Origin of the sequence: Pseudomonas sp. CFBP 8770 (assembly GCF_014841705.1) — a bacterium.
Taxonomy (GTDB): Bacteria; Pseudomonadota; Gammaproteobacteria; order Pseudomonadales; family Pseudomonadaceae; genus Aquipseudomonas.
On sequence record NZ_JACYUL010000005.1, the window covers coordinates 136,921 to 153,865 of the forward strand.

Below are 16,945 nucleotides of genomic sequence, written 5' to 3' on the forward strand. Positions count from 1 at the left end.
TCAATCGGTGGTCGCGTCTTGCCGCTCACGCGCCTGACGCCGTTGGACTTGCTGCTTGTGCAGGATGTAACGGGCGAGCAGCTGGCGTTGGGCATCACTGATGTCGACGAATTGGGTACCGATCTCGAACTGGTCGTTGCCCACTGCGATGCAGTTGGTGACGCTTGCCTTGAGTGATAGCCCCAGCGCTTGCGGCATCAGCGCGATCCGCAACGCCAGGCGCGTATGCTCCACCATTGGCTGTTGCTGGAAGAACGCCAGGCCGCCTTCGGACAGCACCACTGGCCGGGCCTCGCCGATACGCTCCAGAAGTGTCTGCGCAACCATCTGACTGAGCAGGTCGATGCGCTTGTTCTGGGCCTTGAGCACGGCTTCCACCGCACGGTCGGCTTCGCCGAGCTGGCGCAGCAGATGCTGGGTTTCGAACTCGGCCAGGTGCATTTCGCCAAGCAGGTCGAACAGCGGCGACGCATCCTGCAACATGTCTTCACCCGCCGTCTCGCTGGCCGGGAGTATGGTGATTTCCAGTGCGATGCGGTCATCGATGCGATAGTATTCGCGGCGATCTTCTTCATCTGATGTCGACATGACGAACCCAGGGTAGAGGCGATGGTCCGAGTGTAAAGCTGCTCGTCACGCCCTGCCAGCAGGACGTCTCCTCTTTCACCCGAACAAGCCCCGACATGTTCAGACCTCTTTTCGTTTTCATTGGCGCGCGTTACACCCGTGCCAAGCGGCGCAATCATTTCGTGTCGTTCATCTCCCTCACCTCGATGATCGGCCTCGCCCTGGGCGTGGTCGTGATGATCGTGGTGCTGTCGGTGATGAACGGCTTCGATCACGAGATGCGCACTCGCGTGCTGGGCATGGTGCCCCACGCCACCGTCGAATCCGGCCAGCCCATCGCCGACTGGCCGGCGCTGGCGGCTCAGGTCCGGCAGAACCCGCAGGTGGCGGCAGTCGCGCCGTTCACCCAGATGCAGGGGCTGCTGACCCATGCCGGCCAGGTGCAGAAAATCCTGCTCAATGGCATCGACCCTGCGCAGGAACACAACGTCTCGATCATCGACGCCTTCGTCAAGCAGGGCAGGGTCGATGACCTCAAGGCCGGCGAGTTCGGCCTGATGATCGGCGACAAGGCCGCGACCAAGCTGGGTGTGGGTGTGGGTGACAAGGTTACCTTCGTGGCACCTGAAGTCACGGTCACCCCGGCCGGCATGTTCCCGCGCATGAAGCGCTTCACCGTGACCGGCATCTTTCACGTCGGCGCCGGCGAGCTCGACGGCTACCTGGGCCTGGCCAACCTCGAAGACCTGGGCAAGCTGCACCGCTGGAAAGCGGGCGAGGTTCAGGGGCTGCGCTTGAAGTTCGAAGATCTGTTCCAGGCTCCGCGGGTTTCCTGGCAAATCGCCAAGCAGTTGGGTGACCAGACCTACTATGCGCGCGACTGGACCCGTACCCACGGCAATCTCTACCAGGCCATCGGCATGGAGAAAGCCATGATCGGCCTGCTGTTGCTGCTGATCGTGGCCGTGGCCGCGTTCAACATCATTTCCACATTGGTGATGGTGGTCAACGACAAGAAGGGCGATATCGCCATTCTGCGCACCCTGGGCTCGACGCCCGGGCAGATCATGCGGATCTTCATGGTCCAGGGCACGGTGATCGGCGTGGTCGGCACCTTGATCGGCGCCGTGGTCGGGATTCTGGCGGCCTTGAACGTCAGCGCTGCCATTGCCCTGCTGGAAAAAGCCATCGGCCACAAATTTCTCAATGCCGATGTCTACTTCATCGATTACCTGCCTTCGCAGCTCATGGCCAAGGATGTGTTCATGGTCTGCGGCGCGGCATTGGTCCTGAGTTTCCTCGCCACCTTGTATCCGGCCTGGCGTGCTGCGCGTACCCAGCCGGCGGAGGCGTTACGTTATGAGTGAGTCGGGCATGAGTGAACAAGCAGTATTGAGTTGTCGCAACCTGGGCAAATCCTACGAGGAAGGCCCTGAATCCGTGGTCGTGCTGGACAACCTGCAACTTGAGCTGCACGCCGGTGAGCGCGTGGCTATCGTCGGCAGCTCCGGTTCGGGCAAGAGCACCTTGCTCAACATGCTTGGCGGGCTCGATACGCCCAGCCGCGGCAGCGTGTGGCTGGCGGGTGAAGAGCTTTCGGCGTTGAACGAGCGCGCTCGCGGGCTGCTGCGCAATCGTGCCTTGGGTTTCGTCTACCAGTTTCACCACCTGTTGCCCGAATTCACCGCGCTGGAAAACGTCTGCATGCCGCTGCTGATCGGCAAGACCGCCATCCCCGAGGCCAAACAGCGCGCCACTGCGCTGCTGGAGCGGGTAGGCCTGGGGCATCGGCTGCAGCACAAGCCGGCGGAGCTGTCTGGCGGCGAACGTCAGCGCGTGGCCATCGCCCGCGCCTTGGTGAACACGCCGGGGCTGGTGATGCTCGACGAGCCCACAGGCAACCTCGACAACCACACCGCGCAAGGCATTCAGGACTTGATGCTCGAGCTAAGCGTCTCGCTGCGCACCGCGTTCCTGGTGGTCACCCATGATCTGAGCCTGGCACGACAGATGGACCGCGTACTGCGTCTGGAAGACGGGCGTCTGGTGCCGATCTAGCTTCTTCTTTTCTAACGGGTTACCTCTGCATGTTCAGACCCTTGTCAATTTTCATCGGCTTGCGCTACACCCGCGCCAAGCGACGCAAGAACTTCATTTCGTTCATCTCCATGACCTCGATGATCGGCCTTGCTCTGGGCGTGTTGGCGATGATCGTGGTGCTGTCGGTGATGAACGGCTTCCAGCGCGAAATGAGCTCGCGCATCTTGGGCATGGTGCCCCACGCCATGATCCAGGGCGTGAAGCCGCTGGACGATTGGCGCCCCGTGGCTGCCGCCGCCATGAAAAACCCCGAAGTGCTGGCGGCCGTGCCGTTCACCGAGCTCGATGGCATGCTCTCGTACAAGGGCATGATGCAGCCGATCCAGATCAGCGGTGTCGATCCGGCCCGCGAGGGCGAGGTGTCGATCGTCGCCGACCACATCGTCCAGGGACGCCTGGACGATCTCAAGCCAGGCGAATTCGGCGTCGTCGTCGGTGAAATCACCGCCAGGCGCTTCCGCTTGAATGTGGGCGACAAGATCACCCTCATCGTGCCGGAAGTCAGCACCGCGCCGGGTGGCATCACCCCGCGCATGCAGCGCCTGAACGTGGTCGGCGTGTTCAAGGTCGGCGCCGAACTCGATGGCTCCATGGGCCTGATCAATGCGGCGGATGCGGCCGAAATGCAGCGCTGGCAGCCGGGTCAGGTGCAGAGTGTGCGGCTCAAGCTCAAGGACCTGTACACGGCGCCCGAGGTCAGTGCGGCCATCGTCAAGGACCTGGGCACGGCCTATAAGGCCGACGACTGGACCCACACCCAGGGCAGTCTGTTCAGTGCCATGAAAATGGAGAAGACCATGATTGGCTTGCTGCTGCTGATGATCGTTGCGGTGGCGGCGTTCAACATCATTGCCACCCTGATCATGGTGGTGAACGACAAGGGCGCGGACATCGCCATCTTGCGTACCATCGGCGCCACACCGAGGCAGATCATGGGGATCTTCATGGTCCAGGGTACGGTCATCGGCGTTGCCGGCACCGTGATCGGCGGTGTGCTGGGCGTCATCGCCGCGATCAACGTCAGCGCCATCGTCGGCTGGGTGGAGCGCATCAGCGGCCAGCACATCTTCACCTCGGACGTGTATTTCATCAGCAATCTACCCTCAGAGCTGCAAGGTGGAGATGTCATGCTGATCTGCGGGGCAGGGCTGCTGCTGAGCTTCCTTGCGACCATCTACCCCGCGTATCGAGCCTCACAGATCGAACCGGCGCACGCCTTGCGCTACGAATGATCCATGACGACCACGGTGCGGTCGTGCAGCCGCGCCGTCGTCGCCATGCAGCAACGCGGCAAATTCGCTAAACTGCCGTCGTTCATTCAGTCAGGTTTATTTCATGCATCCCGCAGCCGAACATTCTCCCCTGGGCAAGTCCAGCGAGTACGTTTCCACCTACACCCCCTCGTTGCTGTTCCCCATTCCCCGTGCAGCAAAGTGGGCCGAACTGGGCTTGAGCGCGGAAACCCTGCCCTATACCGGCGTGGACGTGTGGAACTGCTTCGAGCTTTCCTGGTTGCTGCCTTCGGGCAAGCCGGTCGTGGCCATTGGTGAGTTCAGCATTCCTGCGGATTCACCGAACATCATCGAATCCAAGTCGTTCAAGCTGTACCTGAATTCGCTTAACCAGACGTCGTTTGCGTCGATCGATGACCTGCAGACCGTGCTGGTGGCGGACCTTTCCGGGGCTGCCGGCAAGACGGTGGGCGTCAAGGTGCGCCGCTTGGCAGATGTCCAAGCGGAGGGCGTGGTTCAATTGCCCGGGGTGTGCATCGACGAGTTGGACATCACGGTCAGCAGCTACGATCACCCACAGCCTGAGTTGCTGCGTTGCGACCCGAGCTCTATTGTGGAAGAAACCATCCATAGCCATCTGCTGCGGTCCAATTGCCCGGTCACCAGCCAGCCGGACTGGGGCAGCGTGTGTATCGCATACAGAGGCCCGGCGCTGGACCACGCCAGCGTGCTGGCCTATCTGGTCAGCTTTCGTCAGCACTCCGATTTCCACGAGCAGTGTGTCGAGCGGATTTTCACCGATCTGCAGAGGCTCATGCAGCCGGAGAAACTGACTGTGTTCGCGCGCTACGTACGCCGCGGCGGCCTGGACATCAACCCTTACCGCAGCACTGACGCGCTGCCTGTCGCCAATGGCCGGCTGGTTCGCCAGTAAGGGTGCATCCAGCAGCCGCTTGGGCAGGCCGCTGCAGTTGCGCAGTCTTCAGATACCGATGTTGCCGAGCGTCTGCACGATATTGCGCAGTGCGCCGGCCACGCCAGGGTGATCGACTTCGAAGCGTTCGACGGCCAGGTTCACGCTGTCGGCGACCGACGGGTCCGCCGTGGCATTTTCCAGCTCCATGCGCGCCTTGATCTGTTCCATCAGGACGCGCATGTCTTCGCGCTCTTCGAGCGATAGCGTCTGGTTCTTTTCCAGTTGCTCGCGCAGTTCATCGAGTTGTTCCTGCAATTCGCGGGCTGGCATGACGTTCTCCTTGAGTGATAGGCACTTACATGGACCGCGGCACGTGCGCAAAGGTCCGTGTCAGGTCGCATCATTGGAATTCCATACCGTTGGAACGGGGCTGCGAATGAACTCGAGAGCGAGCACGTAGTCTGGCATGGGTATGTCGAGGATTGATCGGCAGCGCTGCGTTTGCCAGTGCACTGCCTAATCCGGCCTGGACACTTTATACTGGGCCATATTTTGTTGGCGGTCGCATGCGACCCAATCGTATCTCAAGGAGTAACACGTATGCGTCTGACCGGTTCAGCTGTCATCGACCGAGTGGCTGGAGCCTGTCTGCTCCTGGGACTTGCCGTGGCGCCCGTGGTAGCACAGGCCGCCGAAGAAGATCCGTGGGAGCCGGTCAATCGTGCGATTTTCCGGGTCAACGATACCTTGGATACCTACGCGCTGAAGCCCATCGCTCAGGGCTACCAGTGGATCACGCCGCAGTTTCTGGAAGACGGCATTCACAACGTATTCAGCAACATCGGCGACGTCGGCAACCTGGCCAACAACGTCATGCAGCTCAAGCCTGCCGCTGCCGGTACCGACACTGCGCGCCTGATCTTCAACACCACGTTCGGCTTGTTCGGCTTCTTCGATGTGGGCACCAAGATGGGCCTGCAGCGCAGCGATGAGGATTTCGGTCAGACCCTGGGCTACTGGGGCGTCAGCAGCGGGCCTTATGTGGTTCTGCCGCTGATGGGACCAAGCACCGTGCGCGATGCGTTCGCCAAGTATCCCGATACCTATACCTCACCGTATCGCTACATCGACCATGTGCCGACCCGCAATACCACGCTGGGCGTGAACCTGGTCGATACACGCGCCAGCCTGTTGTCTGCCGAAAAGCTGATCAACGGCGACAAGTACATCTTCCTGCGTAACGCCTACCTGCAGAACCGCGAATTCCGTGTCAAAGATGGCCAAGTGGAAGACGATTTTTAATTGTTACCAGGCATGAAAAAGGCGACCCGAGGGTCGCCTTTTTCATGCGCGGCGTTCAGTCCATGCTCAATGTGTGCAGGCCTATGATCTGCATACCATCCTGCTTCGAGCTTTCTACACGTATCACTTCCGCCTGGATGTCCAGATCGCTGAGCGTGGGATGGTTGGAAGGCAAATGGACGCCAACCTGATCTCCTACGCTTAATCGAGTCTGGGCTTCCAGCTGCATACCGGTGCTCGAAAGATCCTTGCATACGGCGGGAACGACAACGTCGCCGACCCTGAGGTCGACCTTTGCATCCACGGTCATGCGGATGAAATCACGTTTCTCACTGTAGTCACGATCACTGTGGCTCATGGTTTGTCCTTCGATCTGGTTGCTATTGTTGACGTTTTTATAACCCAAGGTAATAGGCCGGTCGGCCCGCCTTGGCCCGTGTCGCAACACCCTTGAAACGCCTGCCGGATGGGAGTACCGTCTGCGCCTTACAACGCACCTCTGCATCCGAATGCTCAGGGCACCCAGCGCTTGTATTCGCCTCCGCGAGAGGCTAGAAGTAAAGGTAGGCGATGCATTGCTTTGTTCGCCCAGTTTTTACCTTGCTGACCTACTTACGACAACCAATTTCTGGCGCCGTTTGCCCACATGCAGAAAACCAGTGCAACGCTGCTGATCATCGATGACGACGATGTGGTGCGCGCAAGCCTTGCGGCCTACCTCGAAGACAGCAGCTTCAGCGTGCTGCAGGCGAACAATGGCCTGCAGGGCCTTCAGGTATTCGAGCAACAACAGCCCGATCTCGTCATCTGTGACCTGCGCATGCCGCAGGTCGGCGGCCTTGAATTGATTCGCCAGGTAACCGAGCGTTCTCCCGATATCCCGGTGATCGTGCTGTCCGGTGCCGGGGTTATGAATGACGCAGTCGAAGCGTTGCGCCTGGGCGCCGCCGATTACCTGATAAAGCCTCTTGAAGATCTGGCCGTGCTCGAGCATTCGGTTCGCCGGGCCCTGGATCGCTCGCGGCTGCTGCTGGAAAATCGTCGCTACCGCGAGAAGCTGGAAACGGCCAATCGTGAACTGGAAGCCAGCCTGCATCTGCTGCAGGAAGACCAGACTGCCGGCCGGCAAGTGCAGATGAACATGCTGCCGCAGAGTCCCTGGAGCACCGACGGCTTCCGCTTCGAACACCAGATCATCCCGTCGCTGTACCTGTCAGGCGATTTCGTCGACTATTTCCGCGTCGATGAGCACCGCGTGGCGTTCTATCTGGCCGACGTATCCGGCCACGGCGCTTCGTCGGCATTCGTCACGGTGCTGTTGAAATTCATGACCACCCGCCTCATGTTCGAATCAAGGCGCGGTGGTTCGATGCCCGAATTCAAGCCGTCGGACGTGTTGGGCCATATCAACCGGGGTTTGATCAACACCCGCCTGGGCAAGCATGTCACCATGGTTGGCGGGGTGATCGACGAGCACACCGGGCTGTTGACCTACAGCATCGGCGGGCATTTGCCGCTTCCAGTGCTGTACACCCCCGAGCAAACGCAGTACCTGCAGGGGCGCGGCCTGCCGGTGGGTCTGTTCAACGAAGCCACGTATACCGATCACGTCATGGCGTTGCCGGAGCAGTTCAGCCTTACCCTGCTTTCCGATGGGATACTGGACCTGCTGCCGGGCGAAACGCTGAAGGAAAAAGAAGCTGCATTGCCTGAAATCGTCAGTGCAGCGGGCGGCAGCCTGGATGGCTTGCGGCAAAAGTTTGGACTGGCCACACTCGGGGAGATGCCGGATGATATCGCCCTGATGGTGCTGAGCAGGAACCTTGCATGAGTACTGGTAGAATCCAGTTTGCGGAACAAAGCGGCACGTTCGTGTTGAAATTCGTGGGTGAGGTGCGCCTCACGCTATGCTCGGCGCTGGATGCGACAATAGAGCGGATCTTCACCGCTCTGGACTTTTCAGCCATCGTGATCGACCTGACCGAGACCCGCAGCATCGACAGCACCACCTTGGGCTTGCTGGCCAAGTTGTCGATCATGTCTCGTCAAAAAGTCGGACTGCTGCCCACGGTAGTGACGACCCACGAGGACATCACGCGCCTGCTGCAGTCGATGGGTTTCGATCAGGTGTTCAACATCGTCGGTCGCCCGATTCCTTGCCCCGATTGCCTGACGGACCTGCCTTCACAGGATCTGTCCGAAGATGTGGTCAGGGCCAAGGTGCTGGAAGCGCACAAGATTCTCATGGGCTTGAACGAGTCCAACCGCGAAGCCTTCCACGATCTGGTCAACGCGCTCGAACGCAGCTGACGATTTTCGAGCGATTCGCTCGGCTACGAAAAAAGGCGACCTTGCGGTCGCCTTTTTTGTGTACGGCAGTCTGGAATCAGGAAACCTTGGCGGTCAGCAAGGTTTCGAGTTTTTCCTGATCGCGAGCGAATTGACGAATGCCCTCAGCCAGTTTTTCCGTGGCCATCGCGTCTTCGTTCGACGCCCAGCGGAACTGCGCCTCGGTCAAAATCTGCTTGGGTTCGCCGGCATTGCCTGGTTTGAGTTTCTGCTCCAGCGTGCCTTCATCTTCTGCCAGCTTGTGCAGCAGCTCGGGGCTGATGGTCAGGCGATCACAACCGGCCAGTTGCTCGATCTGGTTGATGTTGCGGAAGCTGGCGCCCATGACCACAGTTTTGTAGTCGTTGGCTTTGTAGTAGTTGTAGATGCGGGTCACCGACTGCACGCCTGGATCGTCGGAACCGGTGTATTCCTGGCCGGTGGATTTCTTGTACCAGTCGTAGATGCGACCCACGAACGGCGAGATGAGGAACACACCGGCATCGGCGCACGCTTGCGCCTGGGCGAAGGAGAACAGCAAGGTCAGGTTGCACTGAATGCCTGCCTTTTCCAGCTTCTCGGCGGCACGAATGCCTTCCCAGGTGGAGGCCAGCTTGATCAGCACACGTTCGCGACCGACACCGGCCTTTTCGTACAGGTCGATGATCTGGCTGGCCTTGGCCAGCAGGGCCTGCTCGTCGAAAGACAGGCGCGCGTCCACTTCGGTGGAAATGCGGCCTGGGATGGCCTTGAGGATCCCGGTACCCACGGCGACCGCGAAGGTGTCCGACGCCAAGCCGACATCACCGTTGCTGTCGCTGATGGTCTTGCGCAGCATGTCCTTGTAGGCCTCCAGCGAGGCAGCCTTGAGCAGCAGCGACGGGTTGGTGGTGGCGTCGACCGGCTTGAGCTTGGAGATGGCGTCGAAGTCGCCGGTGTCGGCGACCACGGTGGTCATTTGCTTGAGTTGTTCCAGCTTGGAAGTCATGAGCGTGCTCTGTCCTGTGCGAATGAATGACGTTACCCGAGCGCTGCGTCCGGCTCAAGGGCCAAGGGCGTGCAGCAGGGGGAGGGCGGCGGAAAGACCTACGTTCGAGTGTCGCGCCGCGCGACGGTTCAATGGATCGAGTATGCGCTCCGATCCGGCCAATGATGCATCGTTGGGCGATCAGCGCCCTTCGAGCAATGTCCCGGCCTGATCGAGCAGCGCCAGTGGGTCATCGGCCTTGTGGATGTCCACCGACAGCAGCTGGCGGAATTTGCGCGCGCCGGGAAAGCCCGTACCCAAACCGAGCATGTGCCGGGTAACGTGGTGCATGGCACCGCCTGACGCGATATGTGCGGCGATGTAGGGCCGCATCTGCCGCAGCGCGTCGAAACGGCTGATCACCGGCGCATCGCTGCCGAACAACTGCTGGTCGACCTGCGCCAACAGGTATGGGTTGTGATAGGCCTCGCGTCCCAGCATCACACCATCGAAAGTCTGCAGATGCTCGGCGCAGGCTTCCAGCGTCTTGATGCCGCCGTTGAGTATCACCTCCAGGTCCGGGAAATCCGCCTTCAATCGCTCGGCAATGTCATAGCGCAATGGGGGGATATCACGGTTTTCCTTGGGCGACAGGCCTTCAAGGATGGCGATCCGTGCGTGCACGGTAAAACTGCGGCAGCCAGCTTCGCGCACCTGCCCGACGAAATCACACAACGCCTCATAGCTGTCGCGGCCATTGATACCGATGCGGTGCTTGACCGTGACCGGAATCGACACCGCATCACGCATGGCCTTGACGCAGTCGGCCACCAGCGCAGGGTGCGCCATGAGGCAGGCGCCGATCATGTTGTTCTGCACGCGATCGCTGGGACAGCCCACGTTCAGATTGACCTCGTCGTAACCGTGCGCCTGCGCCATGCGCGCGCACGCGGCTAGATCGTTCGGCGTGCTTCCACCCAACTGCAGCGCGATGGGGTGCTCGGCGTCGTCGTAGCGCAGAAAGCGCTCGTGATCGCCATTGAGCAAGGCGCCAGTGGTGACCATTTCGGTGTAGAGCAGGGTGTGCCGCGAGAGCAGGCGCAGGAAGTAGCGACAGTGGCGGTCGGTCCAATCCATCATGGGCGCCACGCTGAAGCGGCGGGAGGGCTCCAGGCCAGGCGTGACGGGCGTTTCAGCTACATTCTGTACCATTTTACTCTGCGCGTTTTGTACCAGTTTTCGGGCGTTTTCGGACGTTTTCGTGGGGTGAGTAGTAAGTTTTACCACCGTACAATGACCTTAACCACTTTCGCCGGGGCCGTTATTCGAGGACGAAAACGGGCTGGCGAGGTGTTTGCTATGCAGGTCGGCTCCGTAGGAAACGTGACGGGAGACAAGTCTACCAAGACACTCGGTCGTTCGTGCGAAAACAGGTCGCTTATCAAGCGCTGCAGGATGACCTTGAGGATCTGCGTTCTGAACGCCTGGCCATCGAACGTCTGTCTGGCATAGACACTGGCTTGACCTTGAGCCTGGAAGAAATGAGCGCCCGGTTCGAAGAGGCATGTGTGCCGTACACCTGTGTTCTTCGTTTCCAGTGCGTGACAGATACAAAGCCCAAGCTACCAGGCGAACCTGATACCAGCCAAAGAGGCTGGTCGACGTGTGCCTGATCAGCCCTTACCAGCGATAGTTGACCGAACCGATCAGCGCTCGCTCGTCGCCGTAGCGGCACGAGACGTTGCAGAACAGGTACTTCTCGTTGGCGACGTTTTGCGCCTTCATGGCCACGGTCCAGTTCTTGTCGACTTCATAGGTGACTTTCGCGTCGAACAGGGTGTAGGCGGAGACCTTCTCGTTGGCGTCCGAGCTGGACGTACGGCTGGTGCCCATGTAGCGGGCGCCGCCGCCGACCACGACCTGAGGCAGGCCCAAGGCAGTCAAGCGGTAGTCGGCCCACAGGTTGGCCATGTGATACGGCACGCCGTCGATGCGCGTACCTATGCGGGTGGACACCGCATCGTCGGTGATCTTCGCGTCGGTGTAGGTGTATGACGCAGTGGCGCTCAGGTTCGCGGTGATCTCCGCTTTGGCCTCAAGCTCCACACCGCGTGAGCGGGTTTCACCGAACTGCACGGTGTTGCCGGTGAGGTCGGTGCTCAGGGAGTTTTTCTGCTTGAGGTCGTAGACCGCGGCGCTCAGCAGCGCCGTGGTACCGGGCGGGGTGTAGCGCACACCGATCTCGTACTGCTCGCCCTCTGTCGGATCGAACGAGGTGTTGGCGTTGGCGTTGAAGACGTTGGCCGGCAGGAACGACTGGCTCCAGCTGACATAAGGCGCGAGCCCGTTGTCAGCCTGGTAGACCAGGCCGACACGGCCGGTGGCTTTCTTGTCATCGCGCGGCGTGCGAGCGCCAGTGGCGAAGCTGTAGGTTCGGCTTTCGGCCCAATCCTGACGACCGCCCAGCAGTAGAACCCACTTGTCGTCGAACTTGATCTGGTCTTGCAGGTAGACGCCGGTCTGAGCGCTGTGCAGGTCCGAGCCAGTGTTGGCAGTTGTGACGTTGGTCGCAGCGCCGTACACCGGATTGGCCGGACTGAACATGGAGTTGGCGCCAGCGAAGCGATGAGAGTCGTAGGTCTTGTGGTAGTAGTCCACGCCCGCCAGCAGGACGTGCTGCCAGCGGCCGCTGTCGAGGGTCCATTGTACGTTGTTGTCGCTGGTCCAGCCTTCCGAGCGCTCGCGGCGGATGCTAGGTCGGCGCGCCAGCTGGCCTCGGTTGCGCAGGGCGGCGCTGCCGGTATCAGCGATCTGCATGTAGTCCCAGCTCAGGTCCGCCTCGAAGTGGCGTAGCGAATGGCGGATTTTCAAGTCAGGTGTGAAATCGTGTTCGAACAGGTAGCCCAGACTGGTCGAGTAGTTGTTGTAGTGATCGAAGCCGCGCTCGCCGGTGAACAGGTCGCGGTCGACCTTGGGGTAGCGAGTGCTGGACGAGGTGGTCAGGTCGAAATCCAGCGGTGGTGCAAAGCCGGTGCGGGTTTCCTGGTAGTTGGCCAAGACCGTCAGCGAGGTGCTGTCGTTCGGGCGCCAGGTGAAGGCGGGTGCGATGTAGCGGCGGTCGTCGTCGGTATCGGTGGTCTGGGTGCCACTGTCGCGCCAAAGGCCGGTCAGGCGATAGGAGAACTGTCCGGCGTCGTCGATCGGGCCGCCCAGGTCGAAGCTGTACTGTTTGCGCGCATGGCTGCCGTATTCGACATTGACTTCATGCAGGGGCGTGTCGGTCGGGCGCTTGGTGATGGTGTTGAGCAGACCGCCCGGCGACAGTTGGCCGTACAACACAGAAGAAGCACCCTTGACCACTTCCACGCGCTCCAGGCCGTAGGGTTCGATGCCTCCGTCATACACGCTGCCTTGCAGTTTCATCCCGTCGCGCAGAATGCCGCCGGTGCCTGAACCGACGTTGAAGCCACGGATCACGAAGTCGTCGGCTACACGGCTGAACCCGCCTGGCTGCGCGATCACGCCTGGCGTGTAGCTCAAGGCCTCGGCCAAGGTGTCGGTCTTGCGGTTGTCCATCTCGTCGCGGGTGATGACCGAAATCGACTGAGGAATATCCTTGATCGCCGAGTCGGTCTTGCTTGCGCTGGTGCTGCGAGTCGCCACAGGTCCACGGATCCGGCCAGTCGGGTTTTCCAGGGCCTGGGCATCGATGGTGGTTTCCTGCAGCTCCAGGGTGGCGTTGGATATGGCAGCGCTGGCGCTGTCGGCGGCGTAGGTCGTGCTCAGTGGCAGGCCACTGAGTAGCATCGCCAGTGTCAGCGGGTGATAGGCAAAGATTTTTTTTGCCGGCATGGGGACTCCTGTGCGTTAAACGTTGTTTGCCTGAAGGACGAAATCAGGCCGCGCCTCCGTCTCGACGATCAGCACAAGCAGAACTGTAACAAATAGGAATGGTTATTATTCATATTTTGTTGGGAATATCTGTTGGAAAGCTACACCCCTTAGATGCTCGACCCGAGAGCAGGGCGCCTCGCATTGCCCCTCTTGAACTGTCACTACAAGCGCTAGTGGCGATCATGACCGTCAAGTCCGCCACGCAAGAGCGGCCTGACGATCACCGTCTAAGCTTATGTTTATTCAGTATTAATTGGATTGAAAACGGTCGATTACACTCAGCGACCGCAAGCCAGACGCAGGCGCTTTCCGATGTTCGCTTTATCTGTTTCAACACGTCTGGAGGTCAACCGATGACCTTCGACTACGCGTTCGCGTTGTCCACGCTTCCCGCTTTTGCGCGCGCCGTGGGGGTCACTTTGCAAGTCGGCTTGATCGCCATCCTGAGCTCACTCGCCGTCGCGGTGCTCAACGCGGCCATCGCCACGTTCCGGGTCCCGGTGCTGCATCGGCTCGTGCCGCTGTACGTCGAGCTTGCGCGGAATACGCCGCTGCTGATTCAGCTGTTCTTCATCTACTTCGCCTTACCCGCTCTGGGCGTGCGGATTTCCGGTTTCGCGGCGGCGGTCATTGCCATGACGTTCATGGGAGGTGCGTACCTGACCGAAATACTGCGCGCGGGCATCGAAGCGGTGCCCAAGTCGGAGATTGAGTCTGGCCTGTCCATCGGTCTGTCGCGCTGGCAGCTGTTGCGCCATGTAGTGCTGCCCCAGGCAGGCATTCTCAGCTTGCCTGCGCTGTTCGCCAACTTTGTGTTCCTGCTCAAGGAGACCACGGTGGTGTCGGCCGTTGCCGTGTCGGAAATTCTCTACACCACCAAGAGTTACATCGCTCTGTATTACAAGACCTACGAGATGCTGGCAGTGATGACCGGGTTGTGCGTGCTGTTGTTCTTGCCGCTGTCGTTGCTGCTGGGCCTGCTGGAAAGGAGGCTCCAACATGGCCAGTTCGGGTCTTGAGCTGCTCTGGGTATCGGCACCTCAACTGCTGACCGGGGCCGGTCGCACCTTGGGTATTTCCGCGCTTGCGATCCTGTTCAGCAGTGTCGGCGGCCTGTTCTATGGCGTGCTGCGCAGCCTGGGCAAGCGCTGGCTGGACGTGCCGCTGAGGGTCTACCTGGAGCTGTTTCGTGCCATTCCGGTACTGGTCTGGTTGTACCTGTTCTTCTTTGGCCTGCCGATCTTCTTCGGCGTCAGCCTGCCTGCGTTCTGGTGCGCGGTGCTGGTGTTGTCGCTGTGGGGCGCCAGCGAGATTGGCGAAGTCGTGCGTGGCGCGCTGCGCTCCATACCCCGCGGGCAGCGCGAGGCAGGACTGGCCATCGGCCTGGGCCTGGGCCAGTTGTACGGTCGGGTATTGCTGCCCCAGGCGCTCAAGCGCCTCACGCCGCCGGTCATCAACGTCTGCACCCGTTTGCTCAAAACCAGTTCGCTGGCGGTGCTGATCGGCGTTGTCGACATTACCAAGGTGGGCCAGCAGATCATCGAGCGCACCTACGAGTCGGTGCTGATCTACGGCTTTCTGTTTGTCTTCTTTTTTATCGTCTGCTATCCGCTGTCGGCCGCTTCCCGCGTGCTTGAACGGCGCTGGAATCACGCATGAGCGCATTGATCGAACTCGCAAGCTTCAGCAAGAAATTCGCCGATACACCGGTGCTGACTGACATCGATCTGCGGGTGACCGAAGGCGAGGTGGTGGTGATCCTGGGCCCCAGCGGCTGCGGCAAGAGCACCTTGCTGCGCTGCTTGAACGGCCTGGAGCTGGGCCACAGCGGTACCTTCACTTTCGATGGGCAGTTGCTGCCTGCCAATGCGGACTGGCGCCGCGTGCGTCAGCAGATCGGCATGGTGTTTCAGAGCTATCACCTGTTTCCTCACATGACCGTGCTGCAGAACGTGCTGCTGGGGCCGCTGCAAGTGCAGAAGCGCGATGCCCGGGAAGCGCGGCAGCAGGCCGAGGCGCTGCTGGCTCGGGTTGGCCTGGCCGAACGCGCCAACGCCTACCCCCGCGAGCTGTCGGGCGGCCAGCAGCAGCGGATAGCCATTGTGCGGGCACTGTGCATGAACCCCAAGGTCATGCTGTTCGACGAAGTCACCGCTGCGCTGGATCCGGAAATGGTCAAGGAAGTCCTCGAGGTGATCCTCGATCTGGCGCAGGGCGGCATGACCATGCTCATCGTTACCCACGAAATGGCCTTCGCCCGCGCGGTGGCCGACCGCATTCTGTTCATGGACCGCGGCCGTATCGCGGAACAGAACGATCCCGAAACCTTCTTCAGCGCCCCGCAGACCGCACGCGCGCAGCAGTTCCTGGAAAGGTTTTCCTACGTAGAAAACATGCCGAAAAGGAAAGCATCGTGAACTTCAAAACTGCCCTGGTTCTACCCGTACTCGCCCTAGGATTGCTGGCCGGTTGCGACAAACCGGCCGAACCCAAGGCCGCCACCCCAGCCGCGACGGCGAAACCTGCCACCAGCTACCTGGAAACCATCAAGGCCCGCGACAAGCTGATCGTCGGGGTGTTCAGCGACAAACCGCCCTTTGGTTTCGTCAATGAGCAAGGCGAATACGTCGGGTTCGACACCGACCTGGGCAAGCGCTTCGCCAAGGACCTGCTGGGTGACGAGAAGAAAATCGAGTTCGTCAGCGTCGAGCCGGCCAGCCGCATCCCGTTTCTGCAGAGCGACAAGGTCGACCTGATCCTGGCCAACATGACCGTGACACCCGAGCGTAGCCAGGCGGTGGACTTCACCAACCCGAACCTGCGTGTCGCCGTGCAGGCGTTGGTGGCAGACGGCAGCAGCGTACAGAAGCTCGATGACCTGGCCGACAAGACCACCATCGTCACCACCGGCACCACGGCCGATCTGTGGTTGACCAAGAATCATCCTGACTGGAAGCTGCTCAAGTTCGAAAAGAACTCCGAATCACTGCAAGCCCTGGCCAGCGGCCGCGGCGACGCCTATGCCCAGGACAACCTCGTGCTGTTCAACTGGGCCAAACAGAACCCCGGTTACCGCGTACTCGCTCAGAAGCTAGGCGATGAGGCGCCTATCGCACCGGCCGTGAAGAAAGGCAACACCGAGCTGCGCGATTGGGTGAACGACGAATTGGCCAAGCTGGGTGAAGAGAAAGCCCTGCTCAAGCTTTATGACCAGTACGTGCGCAAGGACTTGCCAGCGGACACCGACCCTAATCTGGTCATCGTGGAGGGTGGTCGCTGGAAGCCGTGAAGGCCGATCTTGCGGATCAGTTCTGCCCAAGCTTGAGATGGAAATTCTTCATGAAATTCCACGAATAGGAGGGCGGCGGAGAATAGCAGCCAGGTTGATTGGCGGGCGTGGCGTCACAGCGCACCGTGTAGCCCTTGCTGCCGATCTCGCGACCGCCTTCGCCGGTGCCTCGGTCGCTGTAGGAAGCACAGCCGCTCAGTACCCCCAGGATCAATAGTGCAGACAGTGTTTTCATTCCAGACTCCTTCCGTAGAGCGCGCAGCTTAGCTTCGATCCGCCTTCAAAAGCTATCCACCTGCGAGCATGCCTCCACCGCCGCGAGCCTGATGTGATCAGGCGCGCGGTAGCGT

General features: G+C 60.5%; 18 protein-coding genes. 11 read left to right on the forward strand and 7 right to left on the reverse strand.

Translation table 11 applies throughout. From position 1 onward, the window contains the following. On the reverse strand, nt 1-588 hold the full coding sequence (locus IFT98_RS12785; protein ID WP_192049030.1) for a PilZ domain-containing protein: 588 nt from the start codon (nt 586-588) through the stop codon (nt 1-3). Between the two features lie 95 nt (nt 589-683). On the opposite strand from IFT98_RS12785, the gene IFT98_RS12790 reads away from it, so the two are divergent. From IFT98_RS12790 to queF, 4 genes are all read left to right on the forward strand, one after another. Then, nucleotides 684-1,934 (forward strand): lipoprotein-releasing ABC transporter permease subunit, encoded by a 1,251-nt coding sequence (locus tag IFT98_RS12790; RefSeq protein ID WP_192049032.1) that lies wholly within the window; start codon nt 684-686, stop codon nt 1,932-1,934. Nucleotides 1,935-1,941: 7 nt separating this feature from the next. Beyond that, a complete protein-coding gene (gene lolD / locus IFT98_RS12795) occupies nt 1,942-2,625 on the forward strand; it encodes a lipoprotein-releasing ABC transporter ATP-binding protein LolD (RefSeq protein ID WP_192049034.1) in 684 nt (227 codons plus the stop codon). A gap of 29 nt (nt 2,626-2,654) precedes the next feature. Continuing rightward, nucleotides 2,655-3,899 (forward strand): lipoprotein-releasing ABC transporter permease subunit, encoded by a 1,245-nt coding sequence (locus IFT98_RS12800; protein ID WP_192049035.1) that lies wholly within the window; start codon nt 2,655-2,657, stop codon nt 3,897-3,899. 103 nt (nt 3,900-4,002) lie between these two features. Then, nucleotides 4,003-4,833 carry an NADPH-dependent 7-cyano-7-deazaguanine reductase QueF gene (gene queF, locus IFT98_RS12805; protein WP_192049037.1) on the forward strand — a complete coding sequence of 277 codons (831 nt, stop codon included), beginning with the start codon at nt 4,003-4,005 and terminating at the stop codon, nt 4,831-4,833. 48 nt (nt 4,834-4,881) lie between these two features. Here the strand turns inward: queF and IFT98_RS12810 are convergent, their stop codons facing one another. Next, the gene (locus IFT98_RS12810; protein ID WP_122477471.1) at nt 4,882-5,145 is read right to left on the reverse strand and encodes a DUF4404 family protein; all 264 of its coding nucleotides are present in this window, start codon (nt 5,143-5,145) and stop codon (nt 4,882-4,884) included. Between the two features lie 270 nt (nt 5,146-5,415). Between IFT98_RS12810 and IFT98_RS12815 the strand changes: the two genes are divergently transcribed. Further along, complete coding sequence (locus tag IFT98_RS12815) at nt 5,416-6,117, forward strand: MlaA family lipoprotein (RefSeq protein WP_122477473.1); 702 nt, start codon at nt 5,416-5,418, stop codon at nt 6,115-6,117. A 55-nt stretch (nt 6,118-6,172) separates the two neighbouring features. Here the strand turns inward: IFT98_RS12815 and IFT98_RS12820 are convergent, their stop codons facing one another. Next, nucleotides 6,173-6,475, reverse strand: a complete 303-nt coding sequence (locus IFT98_RS12820) for a PilZ domain-containing protein (RefSeq protein WP_192049039.1) — start codon at nt 6,473-6,475, stop codon at nt 6,173-6,175. A gap of 288 nt (nt 6,476-6,763) precedes the next feature. Between IFT98_RS12820 and rssB the strand changes: the two genes are divergently transcribed. Both rssB and rssC read left to right on the forward strand, forming a co-directional pair. Beyond that, complete coding sequence (rssB, locus tag IFT98_RS12825) at nt 6,764-7,948, forward strand: two-component system response regulator RssB (RefSeq protein ID WP_192049041.1); 1,185 nt, start codon at nt 6,764-6,766, stop codon at nt 7,946-7,948. Further along, nucleotides 7,945-8,427, forward strand: coding sequence for an anti-sigma factor antagonist RssC (rssC, locus tag IFT98_RS12830; protein WP_122477478.1), 483 nt, complete (start codon nt 7,945-7,947; stop codon nt 8,425-8,427). The genes rssB and rssC overlap by 4 nt, the downstream gene beginning before the upstream one ends. Before the next feature lie 76 nt (nt 8,428-8,503). Here the strand turns inward: rssC and tal are convergent, their stop codons facing one another. From tal to IFT98_RS12845, 3 genes are all read right to left on the reverse strand, one after another. Further along, nucleotides 8,504-9,433: a transaldolase gene (gene tal / locus IFT98_RS12835; protein WP_122477480.1), complete on the reverse strand. Its 930-nt coding sequence runs from the start codon at nt 9,431-9,433 to the stop codon at nt 8,504-8,506. A 180-nt stretch (nt 9,434-9,613) separates the two neighbouring features. Next, a complete protein-coding gene (dusA, locus tag IFT98_RS12840; protein WP_192049043.1) occupies nt 9,614-10,624 on the reverse strand; it encodes a tRNA dihydrouridine(20/20a) synthase DusA in 1,011 nt (336 codons plus the stop codon). A gap of 468 nt (nt 10,625-11,092) precedes the next feature. Beyond that, nucleotides 11,093-13,264: a TonB-dependent siderophore receptor gene (locus IFT98_RS12845; protein ID WP_192049045.1), complete on the reverse strand. Its 2,172-nt coding sequence runs from the start codon at nt 13,262-13,264 to the stop codon at nt 11,093-11,095. Nucleotides 13,265-13,659: 395 nt separating this feature from the next. On the opposite strand from IFT98_RS12845, the gene IFT98_RS12850 reads away from it, so the two are divergent. Genes IFT98_RS12850 through IFT98_RS12865 form a run of 4 tightly spaced genes read left to right on the forward strand, consistent with a single transcriptional unit; the run spans nt 13,660 to nt 16,595 of the window. Continuing rightward, nucleotides 13,660-14,325: an amino acid ABC transporter permease gene (locus tag IFT98_RS12850; RefSeq protein ID WP_192049439.1), complete on the forward strand. Its 666-nt coding sequence runs from the start codon at nt 13,660-13,662 to the stop codon at nt 14,323-14,325. Then, nucleotides 14,306-14,965: an amino acid ABC transporter permease gene (locus IFT98_RS12855; protein ID WP_122715629.1), complete on the forward strand. Its 660-nt coding sequence runs from the start codon at nt 14,306-14,308 to the stop codon at nt 14,963-14,965. Before IFT98_RS12850 ends, IFT98_RS12855 begins: the two co-directional genes overlap by 20 nt. Further along, a complete protein-coding gene (locus IFT98_RS12860) occupies nt 14,962-15,723 on the forward strand; it encodes an amino acid ABC transporter ATP-binding protein (RefSeq protein ID WP_122797098.1) in 762 nt (253 codons plus the stop codon). The genes IFT98_RS12855 and IFT98_RS12860 overlap by 4 nt, the downstream gene beginning before the upstream one ends. Next, complete coding sequence (locus IFT98_RS12865) at nt 15,720-16,595, forward strand: transporter substrate-binding domain-containing protein (protein WP_122477588.1); 876 nt, start codon at nt 15,720-15,722, stop codon at nt 16,593-16,595. The genes IFT98_RS12860 and IFT98_RS12865 overlap by 4 nt, the downstream gene beginning before the upstream one ends. 16 nt (nt 16,596-16,611) lie before the next feature. Here IFT98_RS12865 and IFT98_RS12870 read toward each other — a convergent pair whose 3' ends face one another. Continuing rightward, complete coding sequence (locus tag IFT98_RS12870) at nt 16,612-16,830, reverse strand: hypothetical protein (protein ID WP_122477590.1); 219 nt, start codon at nt 16,828-16,830, stop codon at nt 16,612-16,614. Nucleotides 16,831-16,945: the final 115 nt, after the last annotated feature.